Source organism: Streptomyces sp. NPDC102279 (assembly GCF_044766365.1).
In the GTDB taxonomy this organism is placed as follows: domain Bacteria; phylum Actinomycetota; class Actinomycetes; order Streptomycetales; family Streptomycetaceae; genus Streptomyces.
The window spans coordinates 377,241-390,760 of sequence record NZ_JBIWLU010000010.1; the positions used below are offsets into that span (position 1 = coordinate 377,241).

A 13,520-nucleotide genomic window follows, 5' to 3' on the forward strand; every position below is an offset into this window, starting at 1 on the left:
CGATGCACGGGGTGAATCCGCGTGCCCCCGGTGCCCCGGGACCCGTGCGCCCGACCGGAGTTCACCGAGTCGTCCCACTGAACACACTCGCCCCGCCGGCCGTATGTGTCCTCAACCGCCCCGCCGTGACGGACGTCTTGGCGTGGGTTCGACGGGACGACGTGATGACGTGAGGACACAGGCGATGAACGACCGAGTTACTCCTCCGATGCAGGCCCTGCCCGACGGCGAGGCGGAGATCGCCCTGGTGGTGCACCTCCCCTGGGAGGACGTCGCCGCGCTCGGCCAGGAGGCCGGACGGCTCGCGGCCCGGATGCAGCGCCCGGTGACCCTGGACGAGGCCGTCAGCCACCGCCTGCGGTCCACCCGGTCGGCGGCGCACGCCAAGCCCGCCCAGGCGCCCCCCGTGGTCACGGCACCCGCCTCCGTCTCGTCGCTGCCGGCCCGGCCGCCGGGGGAGCAGGCCCGCCAGGCGATAGACCGCATCAACGGATCAGCGGGCCACGAGTCCGCCTGACCGGTCCGGGGCGACAACGGCCGTCATGCGGTGGGCGGTTGGCGTGGGGGACCGGTGCGCGCCGTTACGAGGCGCCGTCCCGCACCTTCGCCATCGCCTTGCGGGCCGCCACCAGGACGGGGTCCCAGACGGGGGAGAACGGCGGCGCGTAACCGAGGTCGAGGGCCGTCATCCGTTCCACCGTCATGCCCGCGGTCAGCGCCACCGCCGCGACGTCCACGCGCTTCGCCGCGCCCTCCCGGCCGACGATCTGCACGCCGAGCAGTCGCCCGGTGCGCCGCTCCGCCAGCATCTTCACCGTCATGACCTCGGCCCCCGGGTAGTAACCCGCGCGGCTCGTCGACTCGACGGTGACCGCCTCGAACCGCAGGCCCGCCCGGTGCGCGTCCTTCTCGCGCAGGCCGGTGCGGGCGATCTCCAGGTCGCACACCTTGCTCACCGCCGTGCCGACGACCCCGGGGAACGTGGCGTACCCGCCGCCCACGTTGGTGCCGATCACCTGGCCGTGCTTGTTCGCGTGCGTGCCCAGCGCGATGTGCCGCTCGCGCCCCGAGACCAGGTCCAGCACCTCGACGCAGTCGCCGCCGGCCCAGATGTTCTCGTGCCCGCGCACCCGCATCGCGAGATCGGTGAGCAGTCCGCCGTGGTCGCCCACGGGCAGCCCCGCCTCCCGGGCCAGCGCCGTCTCGGGGCGTACGCCGATGCCGAGCACCACCACGTCCGCCGGGTATTCGGCGTCCTCCGTGACGACCGCGCGGACCCTGCCGTCGTCACCCGTGAGCACCTCGGTGACCTCGGCGTCGTCGACCATCGTGATGCCGAGGCCCTCCATGGCCTTGTGCACCAGGCGCCCCATGTCCGGGTCCAGCGTGGACATCGGCTCCTGGCCGCGGTTGACGACCGTCACCTCGTACCCGCGGTTGATGAGCGCCTCGGCCATCTCCACGCCGATGTAGCCCGCGCCGACGACCACGGCACGGCGACCCTCCGTCCTCTCCAGCGTGTCGAGGAGGGCCTGCCCGTCGTCCAGGGTCTGCACGCCGTGCACCCCCGGCGCGTCGATGCCCGGCAGCTCGGGGCGCACGGGCCGCGCGCCGGTCGCGATCACGAGCTTGTCGTACGACGTCCACGCCTCGGTCCCGGTGTCCAGCTCGCGGGACCGCACCCGGGCGCCCGCGACGTCGATCTCCGTGACCTCCGTGCGCATCCGCAGGTCGATGTCGCGCTCCCGGTGCTCCTCCGGGGTCCGCGCCACCAGCCGGTCGCGGTCCTGCACGTCGCCGCCCACCCAGTACGGGATGCCGCACGCCGAGTACGACGAGAAGTGGCCCCGCTCGAAGGCGACGATCTCCAGCTCGTCCGGCCCGCGCAGCCGGCGTGCCTGTGACGCGGCGGACATGCCCGCCGCGTCACCACCGATCACGACCAGTCGTTCCCGGGCCCCGCCACTACCGCTCGTTCGGCTCATGCTCATACGAACACGCTACGGGCGCCCGGCATTTCAGTCCTGCTCACCGCCGTCCTCGGGCCTGCCGCCGGCCGGCGGAGCGGCCTTCGGAGCCACGGTCCCCGAAGCGGCGCCCGGGGACGGGCGCGAGGCCGGGACAGCGGCCGGTCCCGACACGGTGGCCGCGGCGGGCCGGCGGCGCAGCCGGGGCCGCACCACGAACAGCCACACCACGGCGATCAGTGCGAAGCCCGCCGCGAACGGGAGCACCGCCCCGATCGCGAGAGCCAGCCAGCGGACCATGGTGACCAGCACGTTCCAGCCGCCCGAGAGCGCGTCCAGGAAGCCCGGGTCGCCGTCCTTCTTCTCGGCGTGCTTCACCGCCGTCTGGGACAGCGACAACGTGATCGTGGCCAGACTCGTGCGGTCCTTCAGCGAGGCCTGCCGGGCGAGCAGCGACTCCAGGTCGGACTCGCGGCTGCTCAACTCCCCTTCCAGGGTGACCACATCGCTGAGCTTGGTGGCCTTGTCCATCAGCTCGCGGACCCGGGCCACGCTCGCGCGCTGCGAGGCGATGCGGCTCTGCACGTCCACCACCTGGTCGGTGACGTCCTGCGCCTTGGCCGTGCGTTCGAGGACCTTTCCGGTGCCCTCCAGGTCGGCGAGCACCTGGTCGTACTGCTCGGTGGGCACCCGCAGGACGACGCGGGTGCGTTCGCGGCCCGCACCGTCGCGCGTGGTCGTCTCGTTGCCCACGTAGCCCCCGGCGCTCTCGACCGTGGTCCGGGCGTCGTCCAGGGCCTTGGGCACGTCCTTGACCCGCACGGTCAGGGAGGCGGTGCGGATGATGCTGTTCGTGGACAGCTTCGGCGGGGCGGGGGCCGTGCGGCCGGTCGCGCTGTCGCTGCCCGCGGCGCCCGAGTCCGCCTTCTGCGCGTCGGCTTTCGCCCCGCCGCCCTCGGCCGCTGCCGCCTTGTTGTCGCCACCGCTGTCGGACGAGTTGTCGGAAGCGCCGCATCCCGTCAGCGCGAGCGCGCTGACGAGGAGCACCCCGGCCAGGACACGGAACGGCCCCGACGGGCGGGAGGGATGCGGGGACGGGTCCGGTGACGCGGGTCGTGCCGGACGTGCTGACGTACGTGTGCGCATGGCCTACCCCCGGGGTGATGACTTTCTGACGCTCCTTCGACGCCCGGACGGCGCGGGACGTTGGCCGGATCCGGTCCCGATGGGGTCACGGTCCGGACTCGCGGAGGACACCGGGCTCCCCGGAGGAGGTGCCGGCGAGGTCTGAGAAGGTGGAGACATGCGCGAAGAGGACGTTCGTACGGGTTCGGGACACGTCGTGGTCGTCGGCGGCGGTATCGCCGGGCTGGCCGCCGCACACCGCCTGCTGGGGCGCGGGTTCCGCGTCACCGTGCTGGAGGCGTCGGACCGTCTCGGCGGCAAGCTGCTGACCGGCGAGATCGCGGGCGCGCGCGTGGACCTCGGCGCCGAGTCGATGCTGGCGCGCCGCCCCGAGGCCGTGGCCCTCGCCCGCGAGACCGGCCTCGGCGACCTCCTCCAGCCGCCCGCCACGGCCTCGGCCTCGCTGTGGAACCGAGGCGTCCTGCGCCCGATGCCCAAGGGCCACGTCATGGGCGTCCCCGGCAGCGCCTCCGCCCTCGCGGGCGTCCTCTCGGAAGAGGGCCTGCGCCGCGTCGAGCGCGACGCCGACCTCCCCCGCACCGAGGTCGGCGACGACATCGCGGTGGGCGAGTACGTGGCGGCCCGCATGGGCCGCGAGGTCGTCGACCGCCTCGTCGAACCCCTCCTGGGCGGGGTGTACGCGGGCGACGCCTACCGCATCTCCCTGCGCCTCGCCGTCCCCCAGCTGTACGCCGCCGCCCGCACCCACACCTCCCTCACCGAGGCGGTCCGCGAGATCCAGGCCAAAGCCGCCGCCGCCCAGCAGACCGGCCCGGTGTTCATGGGCATCGAAGGCGGTGTGGGCCGACTGCCCCTCGCCGTGGCCGAGTCGGTGACCGCAGACGGCGGCGAGATCCTCACCGGGACGCCGGTCACCGAACTGCGCAGGACGAGCCCGGCCGGCCCCGCGTCCGGTGAGCGGCCCCGGTCCGCCTGGCGGATCGTCGCAGGCGGCCGGGTCCTGCACGCCGACGCGGTCGTCCTCGCCGTCCCCGCGCCGGCCGCCGCCGCGCTGCTGCGCGCCGAGGCACCCGCCGCCGCGACCGAGCTGGCCGCCGTCGAGTACGCGTCGATGGCCCTCGTGACCCTTGCCTACCGCAGCGCCGACGCCACCCTCCCCGAGGGCAGCGGATTCCTGGTCCCGCCGGTCGACGGGCACACCATCAAGGCCTCGACGTTCGCCTCCCGCAAGTGGGGCTGGATCGCCGAGCAGAACCCCGGCCTGACGGTGCTGCGCACGTCCGTCGGGCGATACGGCGAGACGGAGGTGCTCGGCCGTTCCGACGCCGACCTCGTCCGGGTGTCCCGGCACGACCTGCGGGAGGCCACCGGCCTCGACGCCGAGCCGGTGGAGACCCGGGTGACGCGCTGGGACGACGGACTGCCCCAGTACCCCGTCGGCCACCACGCGCGCGTGGCCCGCGTCCGCGAGCACGTCCGCAGACTCCCGGGCCTCGCGGTCTGCGGCGCCGCCTACGACGGGGTCGGCATCCCCGCCTGCATCGCCTCCGCGCACGCCGCCGTGGACGGCCTCGGCGGCGACTCCGGCGGTCTGGACGCGCTGCGGGCCGACCCGGTGCAGAGCCTGCACGGCGGAGCGGGAGAATAGCCCCATGAGTGACGACGCCCCCACCACCGAGTCCGGCAGGGTCCCGAACAAGGGCAAGCTGGCCAAGGACCTGAACGAGGCCATCCGCTACACCCTGTGGTCCGTCTTCCGGCTGAAGGACGTACTGCCGGAGGACCGCGCCGGATACGCCGACGAGGTCCAGGAGCTGTTCGACCAGCTCGCCGCGAAGGACGTCACCGTCCGCGGCACCTACGACGTGTCGGGGCTGCGGGCCGACGCCGACCTCATGATCTGGTGGCACGCCGAGACCAGCGACCAGCTCCAGGAGGCGTACAACCTCTTCCGGCGCACCCGCCTCGGCCGCGCCCTGGAGCCGGTCTGGTCGAACATGGCGCTGCACCGGCCCGCCGAGTTCAACCGTGCGCACATCCCGGCGTTCCTCGCCGACGAGGCGCCGCGTGATTACGTCAGCGTGTACCCCTTCGTGCGCTCCTACGACTGGTACCTGCTGGCGGACGAGGACCGCCGCCGGATGCTCGCCGACCACGGCAAGATGGCCCGCGGCTACCCGGACGTGCGCGCCAACACGGTCGCCTCGTTCTCCCTCGGCGACTACGAGTGGATCCTCGCGTTCGAGGCCGACGAGCTGTACCGCATCGTCGACCTGATGCGTCATCTGCGCGCCTCCGAGGCCCGGATGCACGTGCGTGAGGAGGTCCCGTTCTACACGGGCCGCCGCAAGGACGTCGCCGAACTGGTGGCCGGCCTCGCCTGACCGGCACGACACGACATGACGACGGCGGGCGCCCCTTTCGAGGGGCGCCCGCCGTCGTCATGTCACCGAGCCGCCGGTCAGGGCGCCTGTCCGACGCTCTTCGCGGCCGGCTCCGCCTGTTCCGAGTCCTTCGGTGCCGCCGCCGCATCCTTCGCGCCCCCGGTGCCGCCCTGACGGTCGGGCGCCTGCGCCGTGGGCTCCTTGTGAGGTGCGCATCCGGCGCTCCGCTCGGGGAGCCGCCCCTCCAGCAGGTAGGCGTCCAGAAAGCCGTTGACACACTTGTTGGGGCCGCCGCCGATCCCGTGGGTCCCGGCGCCGTTCTCCGTCACCAGCACCGAACCCCACAGCCTCCTGTGCAACTCCTTGGCCCCGTCGTACGGCGTCGCCGCGTCCCGCTCGGCCGCCAGGATCAGCGTCGGCGGCAACTGACCGGGCAGCGTCCGCACGTCGAGCGGCTTCTGCCGGGGCACCGGCCAATACGCGCACGGCAGGTTCATCCACACGTTGTCCCAGGTCTCGAACGGCGCCACTCGCGCGAGCCGCGTGTTGTCGCGGTCCCAGGTGCCCCAGTCGGTCGGCCAGGACGCGTCGTTGCACTCCACGGCCGTGTAGACGGCGCTGCCGTTCTCCTGCTCGGCCGCCGCCTCCGGATGCGGCCCGGCGATCTGCACCAGCGGCTTCGGGTCACCCTTCAGGTAGGCGGACAGCGCCAGAGCGCGCTGCGGCCAGTAGTCGTCGTAGTACCCGGCCTGGAGGAACGCGCCCTGCAGCTGTGCCGGCCCCACCTTGCCGCCCGCGGGCTTCGCGGCGAGCAGGGCCCGCGCCTTCTCGTAGGAGTGCAGCACCTCCTCGGCGGTGCCGCCGAGGCCGTACACGTCGTCGTGGCGCGCGATCCAGCTGCGGAAGTCGGTCCAGCGGCCCTCGAAAGCGGCCGACTGGTCGAGGTTGTTGCGGTACCAGATCTGCGCGGGGTCCGGGTTCACCGCCGAGTCGAAGACCATCCGGCGCACGTGCGAGGGGAACAGCGTCGCGTACAGGGCACCGAAGTACGTCCCGTACGACGCGCCCATGAACGTCAGCTTCCGCTCGCCGAGTCCGGCGCGCAGCACGTCCAGGTCACGGGCGTTGTTCAGCGACGTGTAGTGGCGCAGGCCCGCCCCGGAACGCCGCGCGCAGCCGCGGGCGTACGCCTTCGCCTCCGCGATCCGCTCCTTCTTGTACGACTCGGACGGGAACGTCGGCGACTGTGACGGCGCCTTCTGGAGCCTCTTCGGATCCTGGCAGGACAGCGGCGCGGAACGGTCGACGCCGCGCGGCGCGTAGCCCACGAGGTCGTAGGCCGCGCCGATCGGCTTCCACTCGGGGAGGAAGCCGATCAGCGGGAAGTACATGCCGGACGCGCCGGGCCCGCCGGGGTTGTAGACGAGGGCGCCCTGGCGGGGCACCTTGCGCTTCGGGTTCCGCGCGTCCTTGCCGGTGGCCTTGACGCGGCTGACGGTCAGTCTGATCAGCTCGCCGTCGGGGTGCGCGTAGTCGAGGGGCACGGTCACCGTGCCGCACTGGAGGTTGCCCGGCAGCCCCTCCACCTTGGGGCACGCGCCGAAGCGGATGCCGGCGGCCGCCGCGCGCTGCGCCGCGACGACGGTGCCGCGCGCCTCGGCCGGGGCGGAACCGGTCCCGTCCGGCCAGGCGGTGGTGCCGCCGGCCGGGGCGGCGACGAGGGCCGTCAGGAGCAAGGACCCCGCGGTTCCGTGGAGGACGGCAGCTCTCATCGCGAATCCCTTCGGCGCACGGCAGCGACAGAAGGATGCTTCGTTCGGCCGCCGGCGATGTAAAGCACCGGCCGCGGGTGTCGGCGTCAATGACCCCGATGCGCCCCCCGGGGCGCCCCTCAGCCCCCGTGCGAGCCCCCGCCGTCAGGCGCCGTGACCGGCGCCGCGGTCCCGGTGGGCCAGCGCCGCGCGCACGTCCGGCTCGCCGATCGCCCGCACCCCGCGAACGGCGACAGAGGTGAGATACGTGCGGTCGTCGCCGGACGCGTCGGAGTGCCGGGCGAGGGTGCCGAGCAGCCGCTGCCCGGCGGGCGAGGCCCAGCGCGTGTACGGGTGCACCTCGATGCGGGCGATCGCGAGACAGCTGAGGGTCAGAACGAGCGGGAGGGCGAACCAGACGGCCACCGGGACCCCGCTTCCGCTGGTCCTGGCCGGCAGCAGCAGGGCCGCGACGGCCAGCGCGAGGACCGCCGCGGAGGCGGCCTGGACCTGGCGGACGGCGCCCGCCACCGTGGTGCGGGCCCCGTCGGGCACGGCGAGCCCCGCCGCGACCAGACGGTCCGCGAGCCGGTGCACCGAGCCCGCGGCGGCCGTGGCCGCCCGTACCGGAGCTATCCGGGACTGGCCCTGCGGACCGATCGCCCCGAGTACCGAGCGCTCCATGTCGTCCCGCCCGCGCGGGTCCACCACCGTCGCCCAGCCGGTGTGCGCGAGCAGCAGCCGGCGCTGGCGGGCCATCGACACCAGGGTCAGGTCGGCCACCCGCGCCGGCCCGCCCGAGAGGAACGCCGCCTCGTACAGCGTCAGGTCGTGCCCGCGTGCCTCGCGGGTGTCGACCGTGGCGGCGCGCACGGCGGCCAGGCACAGCCGCGTGCACGATATGCCGGCCGCGGCCCAGGCCAGCAGCAGGAGAAGGACCCAGAACATGGCGTGTTTCTATGCGAAGTGGGGGGCGGGCGCCATGCCTTATTCACTATGTGGACGGAGCGTTGTGGGTCTGTGACGTTCCGCTCGGCCCGTTCCGTGCGGACCGGTGACGTGCGGACCGGTGCCGTCAGGGACTCGACGTCGGCCTGGGGCGCGTCGCCGGCGGCGGGAGCGGATATCCCGAGGACGGCGTCACCGGGACCGGCGACTGCGGGGCCTCGGTCGGGCCGGGCGGCGCGGGGGAACCGGTGAGCGGCGGCGGGCTCGCGGTCGCGGCGTCCTCGGCCAGCGCGTCGAAGTCGACGTAACCGGTCGCCTCCAGCACCTTGATGTGGTCGAGCACGGTGGTGTTCGCGTCGTCGGCGAGATCGCGGACCAGGGAGTTGCGGGTGTTCGCGCGGACCTGGGCGACGACGGCGAAGACCTTGCCGTGCGCCTTGCGCAGGATGTTCGCGAAGTCCCGGTCGTACTCGGAGCCGTGGGCCGCGCTCAGGGTGGCCAGCCAGCCGCGCTGCTGCGGGTTCGGCTGGTTGGGCAGCTCCAGGCCGAGGCGGGCCGCGACGTTGCGGACGCGCGCGTCGAGGAACGTGTGCCCCTCGATGAGGTGCTCGCCTGCCGTCCGTACGGCCTGGGTGGTGCCGCGCTCCTGGGCCTGCTGGCCCGCGGGCAGCTCCCAGAGCCCGGCCAGCCGGACCTTGGTGACGAACTCCCGGTCCAGCGCCGACAGCGGTCCGTACCGCGTCGACACGGTCTGCGCGTTCAGGGTGTCCAGGCCGGTGCCGGCGCGGTCCGCGTACGACCAGATCGGAAAGGCCAGGGCGGCCAGGGTCGCCAGGAGGGCCGTGATGATGAGCCCTGTTCCACTGACCAATCCGGTGCGGTTGATGGATCGCATGGTGCCTCCTGTTGCGGCACCGTACGCTAATGCGCTTCGCGTGCGGATTGGCATGCTACTGCGGGCGCTACGCCAACTGCCGTACAGGAAAATGGGGTTGCGCGGAGGGTGGAAGGCGCCGGTTGCGGTGGTTCGTGCCTACGCCAGACCGCACGGAACCCGCCGGAAACGGACGCGCACATCACCTTCACAGGGAGCGGTGTTAGTCCGGGCACACTCCGCGGACGTCCCGTGTCGCGCGCGAGTGCTCGAAGCGGTGCACGGGAGCCGGGCGCGGCCCGGATTCCCGGCCGTGGCGGGGGGGGGGGGCCCCCCCCCCCCCCGCCCGGCCCCCGCCCCCCCCCCCCCAGCGGGGGGGGGGGGGCCCCCCGGCCCCCCCGCGCCCGGGCCCCCGGGGCGGCCCCCCCCCCCCCCCCCCCCCCCCCCCCCCCCCCCCCCCCCCCCCCCCCCCCCGGCCCCCCCCCCCCCCCCCCCCCCCCCCCCCCCCCGGCCCTGTCGATCCCCGACCGTCCGGTCAGTCGTCGTCCGAGCCGTGGCCCGAGTCGTCGTCCGAGTCGTCGTCCGAGCCGTGCCGCGCGTGGTGCTCCGGGCCGTCGTCCGACCCGTGCCCGGCCCGATGGCGCTCGGTGTGCCCGGCCCCGTCGTCCGAACCGCGGGCCGCCCCGTCGTCCGACCCGCGCTCACGCCCCGTACGGTCGTCCGGAGCGTACGTGGGGTCCGTACGGTCGTCGTCGGAGTCGTGGCCGGCCCGGTCGTCCGCCCCGTGGTCCGCGGTGATCCGGGCCGTGTCGAGGCCGACGCGCCACTCCCGCTCGGCGCCGTCCGACGTCAGGGTCTCCACCTTCCAGGCGGGCGTCCTGCTGTCCTCGTCGACGTCGATCTCCGTTACCCGGCCCTTGGCGGCGGCGGCCCGGGCGGCCTCGGCGGCCGAGACGGACGTCCCGTCGAGCGCGGCCCGCACCCGGGCGGCGTCGTCCTCGTGCCCGGTCCGGGAACCGAGCACCGTACCGGCGGCGGGGGAGACCCGTACGTCGTGCCAGGTGCCGTCGCTGCCGATGATGTCGACCTCCCAGACCACGGAACCGTTCTCGTCGTCGAGTTCCGCGCCGACTGCGGTACCCGGCGTGTGCTCCAGGGCGCGGCCGATGGCGTCCTGCGCCGTCACCGCCTTGCCGCCTGTCAGGTTCGTTCCCTCGACGGCCTTGTCGTCCCGGCGGTCGTCCGCCCCCGGCTGTCCGCTCGCCCGCGTCGCCGGCGCCGCCGTGCCGCCCCCCGTGACGGCGAGGGACGTCGCCGTGCCTCCGGCGATCAGAGCCGCGGCCGCGACCGTGGCGATGACGATGTTGCGCTTCATGGAAAGCCCTCCCGAAGTCCACTGGTTCACGCTGTCCCGTCCCGGACGTTCCGCCGGAAGCGGTGCGACCGGGACGACGTGGACCAATCTGCGGGACGGACGCTGAAGGCAGCCTGAAGGAACCTGAAGCCGTCTTCAGGTTCGGTTTGCGACCCTGTCTCCATGCGCCTGTTGATCGTGGAGGACGAGAAGCGGCTCGCCCTGTCGCTTGCCGGGGGCCTACGGGCCGAGGGCTACGCCGTGGACGTCGTGCACGACGGCCTCGAAGGACTGCACCGGGCCGCCGGGGGAGGCTACGACCTCGTCGTCCTCGACATCATGCTGCCGGGCATGAACGGCTACCGCGTGTGCGCCGCGCTCCGCGCCGGCGGACACGACGTCCCGATCCTGATGCTCACCGCCAAGGACGGCGAGTACGACGAGGCCGAGGGACTCGACACCGGCGCCGACGACTATCTGACGAAGCCGTTCTCCTACGTGGTCCTCGTCGCCCGGATCAAGGCGCTGCTGCGCCGCCGCGGACAGGCCGGAGCGTCCCCAGTGCACGTCCTCGGCCCGATCCGGGTCGACACCGCCGCCCGCCGCGTCCAGCGCGACGGAGAGGAAGTGGCCCTCACCACCAAGGAGTTCTCCGTCCTCGAACACCTCGTCCTGCGGGCCGGCGAGGTCGTCTCCAAGGCCGACATCCTCGAACACGTCTGGGACTTCGCCTACGACGGCGACCCCAACATCGTCGAGGTGTACGTCAGCGCGCTGCGCCGCAAACTCGGCGCCGAACTCATCCGGACCGTACGCGGCGCCGGATACCGCCTGGAGGCGAGGTGAGGCGGCTGTTCGGTTCCGTACGGGCGAAGGCGACCCTCGGAGCCACCCTGGTCGTCGCGGTCGTCCTCGTCGCCGCGGGCACCGCCGTGCTCCTGTCGCTGCGCGCGGACCTCGTCGGACAGGCGGACGCCCAGGCCGACACGGCGGCCCGCCACGTGGCCTCGCAGCTCGCCGCGGGCATCGCCTACAAGGACCTCGAACTCGGCGACGCCGAGGAACACCCGGTCCAGGTCGCCGACGAGGAAGGACGCCTCGTCGCCGCGAGCGAGGACCTGGAGAGCGTCAGCGGCACGGGAGTCACCGCCGTACGGCCGGCCCCGGCTCCCTCCGCGTCCCCCGCTCCTTCGGTGTCCTCCGCTCCTTCGGTGTCCTCCGCTCCCTCCGCGAGCGCGACGGACGACGACGGCGAGGACGAGGACAGCGGCGGAGACGACGGCAGGCGGGGCCGAGGCGGCAAGGGCAGCGGGAGCGACGACAGCGACAGCGGGAAGGGCAAGGGGAGCGGCGACGACAGCGGCGGGGCCGACGACAGCGGCGGGGACGACGACGATCCCGCCGTCGGGGAGATCTCCGAGGACGTGCACACCAGCCAGGGCACCGCCACCGTCGACGGCGACACCACGGACCACCGGTTCGCGGCCGTCGAGGTCACCACACCCCAGGACGTCACCCTCACCGTCTGGGCCGGCGCCCCCCTCGCCGCCGAACAGGGCGCCGTCCGCACCGCCCTGACCTCCATGCTGATCGGCCTCCCGCTCCTCCTCGCCACGGTCGCCGCGGTGACCTGGCGGGTCACCCGGCGCGCACTGCGGCCCGTCGAGGGCATCCGCGGCGAGATGGCCGCCATCACCGCCTCCCAGGACCTCGCACGCCGCGTCCCCGTCCCGGACACGCACGACGAGGTCGCCCGGCTCGCCCGCACCACCAACGAGACGCTGTCCGCGCTGGAGGAGTCGGTGGAACGGCAGCGCCGGTTCGTCGCCGACGCCTCGCACGAACTGCGCAGCCCCATCGCCTCGCTGCGCACCCAGCTCGAAGTGGGCGCCGCCCACCCGGAGCTGCTCGACGTGGCGGGCGCGGTCGAGGACACCGTACGACTGCAGCGGCTCGCAGCGGACCTGCTGCTGCTCGCCCGGCTGGACGCGGGGGAGCGGCCCGCCGACGGGCGCTTCGACCTGGGCGCCCTCGCGGCCGAGGAGGCGGAACGCAGGACCGGGATCGCCGTCACGGCCGAGGACGGGGTCCGGGTGTCCGGGTCCCGCGGGCAGGTGGCGCGAGTGCTGGCCAACCTGCTGGACAACGCCCGGCGCCACGCCCGTGAACGGGTCGAGGTGCGGGTGCGTGCCGACGGCGGCTGGGCGGAGCTGACCGTCGCCGACGACGGGGACGGAGTGCCCGCCGGTCAGCGGGAACGGGTCTTCGAGCGGTTCGTACGCCTCGACGACGCCCGCAGCCGGGACGACGGCGGCGCCGGTCTCGGTCTGGCGATCGCCCGGGACGTCGCCGTACGGCACGGCGGAACCCTCACCCTCGTCGAGGCGCCCTCCGGCGGCGCGCTGTTCGTGCTCCGGCTGCCGCTCACGGCTCCCTGAGCCGCCCGGAACCCCGCGGATTCTCCGGGGTGTTCGACGGAAAAGCCGCAGCGCACTCGCGATGAGTGCGCTGCGGCCTTCGTTCCATGCCCCGAGGGGGGTACTACGGCTTGCCGCGCTGCCCGCGCAAGTGCTCGGCGATCGGCCGCAGCGACTTGTGCAGATCCTCCAGGGCCTCGGGCGAGAGCAGGTCGATGAAGTGCCTGCGCACCGAGGCGACGTGGTGCGGGGAGACCTTCTTCATGGTCTCCGCGCCGTGCTCGGTCAGGACCGCGTACAGCCCTCGCCGGTCGGACTCGCAGTTCTCGCGGCGCACCAGGTCGGCGCTCTCCATCCGCGTGATCTGGTGCGAGAGGCGGCTCTTGGACTGGAGGGTGGCGGACGCCAGGTCGCTCATCCGCATACGGTCGCCCTCCGACTCGGAGAGGTTCACCAGAATCTCGTAGTCGTTCATCGTCAGCCCGAACGGCTGAAGATCCCTTTCGAGCTGGTACGTCAACAGCCTGTTGACCTCCAGGTGGGTGCGCCAGGCGCACTGCTCCGCATCGGTCAGCCAGGGTGTGGCCGTCTCGGTCTCCATAGATGAAGTCTACCTAAAATGTTGAAAGGCGAACTAGTGAGGGTGGTGTGACGGTGCGCACGCGTTCGAAGTCACACC

General features: G+C 73.6%; 12 protein-coding genes. 5 read left to right on the forward strand and 7 right to left on the reverse strand.

Translation table 11 applies throughout. The features are described from left to right. Positions 1-184: 184 nt before the first annotated feature. Positions 185-517, forward strand: a complete 333-nt coding sequence (locus ACIRQH_RS26900; RefSeq protein ID WP_358818420.1) for a hypothetical protein — start codon at positions 185-187, stop codon at positions 515-517. A gap of 64 nt (positions 518-581) precedes the next feature. Here ACIRQH_RS26900 and ACIRQH_RS26905 read toward each other — a convergent pair whose 3' ends face one another. Then, positions 582-1,991, reverse strand: a complete 1,410-nt coding sequence (locus ACIRQH_RS26905) for an FAD-dependent oxidoreductase (RefSeq protein ID WP_404227153.1) — start codon at positions 1,989-1,991, stop codon at positions 582-584. 27 nt (positions 1,992-2,018) lie between these two features. Further along, the gene (locus tag ACIRQH_RS26910) at positions 2,019-3,113 is read right to left on the reverse strand and encodes a DUF4349 domain-containing protein (RefSeq protein ID WP_388867113.1); all 1,095 of its coding nucleotides are present in this window, start codon (positions 3,111-3,113) and stop codon (positions 2,019-2,021) included. A gap of 157 nt (positions 3,114-3,270) precedes the next feature. Here ACIRQH_RS26910 and hemG point away from each other — a divergent pair, with 157 nt between their 5' ends. Beyond that, on the forward strand, positions 3,271-4,761 hold the full coding sequence (hemG, locus tag ACIRQH_RS26915; protein ID WP_404227154.1) for a protoporphyrinogen oxidase: 1,491 nt from the start codon (positions 3,271-3,273) through the stop codon (positions 4,759-4,761). A 4-nt stretch (positions 4,762-4,765) separates the two neighbouring features. Beyond that, positions 4,766-5,497 (forward strand): hydrogen peroxide-dependent heme synthase, encoded by a 732-nt coding sequence (gene hemQ, locus ACIRQH_RS26920; protein ID WP_358818416.1) that lies wholly within the window; start codon positions 4,766-4,768, stop codon positions 5,495-5,497. Between the two features lie 77 nt (positions 5,498-5,574). Here the strand turns inward: hemQ and ACIRQH_RS26925 are convergent, their stop codons facing one another. The 4 genes from ACIRQH_RS26925 to ACIRQH_RS26940 all read right to left on the reverse strand — a co-directional run bounded on the left by ACIRQH_RS26925 (position 5,575) and on the right by ACIRQH_RS26940 (position 10,445). After that, entirely contained in the window at positions 5,575-7,269 is a 1,695-nt protein-coding gene (locus ACIRQH_RS26925; RefSeq protein WP_388867104.1) for an alpha/beta hydrolase, read from the reverse strand. A gap of 144 nt (positions 7,270-7,413) precedes the next feature. After that, a complete protein-coding gene (locus tag ACIRQH_RS26930; protein ID WP_388867101.1) occupies positions 7,414-8,196 on the reverse strand; it encodes a TIGR04222 domain-containing membrane protein in 783 nt (260 codons plus the stop codon). 127 nt (positions 8,197-8,323) lie between these two features. Next, a complete protein-coding gene (locus tag ACIRQH_RS26935) occupies positions 8,324-9,091 on the reverse strand; it encodes a DUF4142 domain-containing protein (RefSeq protein ID WP_404227157.1) in 768 nt (255 codons plus the stop codon). Between the two features lie 514 nt (positions 9,092-9,605). Further along, positions 9,606-10,445: a PepSY domain-containing protein gene (locus ACIRQH_RS26940; RefSeq protein WP_388866563.1), complete on the reverse strand. Its 840-nt coding sequence runs from the start codon at positions 10,443-10,445 to the stop codon at positions 9,606-9,608. 162 nt (positions 10,446-10,607) lie between these two features. Between ACIRQH_RS26940 and ACIRQH_RS26945 the strand changes: the two genes are divergently transcribed. Next, entirely contained in the window at positions 10,608-11,270 is a 663-nt protein-coding gene (locus ACIRQH_RS26945) for a response regulator transcription factor (RefSeq protein ID WP_358819406.1), read from the forward strand. Then, entirely contained in the window at positions 11,267-12,862 is a 1,596-nt protein-coding gene (locus ACIRQH_RS26950; RefSeq protein WP_388866560.1) for a sensor histidine kinase, read from the forward strand. Before ACIRQH_RS26945 ends, ACIRQH_RS26950 begins: the two co-directional genes overlap by 4 nt. 103 nt (positions 12,863-12,965) lie before the next feature. On the opposite strand, the gene ACIRQH_RS26955 is transcribed toward ACIRQH_RS26950, so the two are convergent. Next, positions 12,966-13,442 (reverse strand): MarR family transcriptional regulator, encoded by a 477-nt coding sequence (locus tag ACIRQH_RS26955; protein ID WP_355875657.1) that lies wholly within the window; start codon positions 13,440-13,442, stop codon positions 12,966-12,968. Positions 13,443-13,520: the final 78 nt, after the last annotated feature.

Excerpts from the sequence above, each read along its gene's own strand:
- ACIRQH_RS26900 (WP_358818420.1), top strand. The coding sequence starts at position 185 with ATGAACGACCGAGTTACTCCTCCGATGCAGGCCCTGCCCGACGGCGAG.
- ACIRQH_RS26905 (WP_404227153.1), bottom strand. The coding sequence starts at position 1,991 with ATGAGCATGAGCCGAACGAGCGGTAGTGGCGGGGCCCGGGAACGACTG.
- hemG (WP_404227154.1), top strand. The coding sequence starts at position 3,271 with ATGCGCGAAGAGGACGTTCGTACGGGTTCGGGACACGTCGTGGTCGTC.
- ACIRQH_RS26930 (WP_388867101.1), bottom strand. The coding sequence starts at position 8,196 with ATGTTCTGGGTCCTTCTCCTGCTGCTGGCCTGGGCCGCGGCCGGCATA.
- ACIRQH_RS26940 (WP_388866563.1), bottom strand. The coding sequence starts at position 10,445 with ATGAAGCGCAACATCGTCATCGCCACGGTCGCGGCCGCGGCTCTGATC.
- ACIRQH_RS26910 (WP_388867113.1), bottom strand. The coding sequence starts at position 3,113 with ATGCGCACACGTACGTCAGCACGTCCGGCACGACCCGCGTCACCGGAC.
- ACIRQH_RS26925 (WP_388867104.1), bottom strand. The coding sequence starts at position 7,269 with ATGAGAGCTGCCGTCCTCCACGGAACCGCGGGGTCCTTGCTCCTGACG.
- ACIRQH_RS26945 (WP_358819406.1), top strand. The coding sequence starts at position 10,608 with ATGCGCCTGTTGATCGTGGAGGACGAGAAGCGGCTCGCCCTGTCGCTT.
- hemQ (WP_358818416.1), top strand. The coding sequence starts at position 4,766 with ATGAGTGACGACGCCCCCACCACCGAGTCCGGCAGGGTCCCGAACAAG.
- ACIRQH_RS26935 (WP_404227157.1), bottom strand. The coding sequence starts at position 9,091 with ATGCGATCCATCAACCGCACCGGATTGGTCAGTGGAACAGGGCTCATC.
- ACIRQH_RS26955 (WP_355875657.1), bottom strand. The coding sequence starts at position 13,442 with ATGGAGACCGAGACGGCCACACCCTGGCTGACCGATGCGGAGCAGTGC.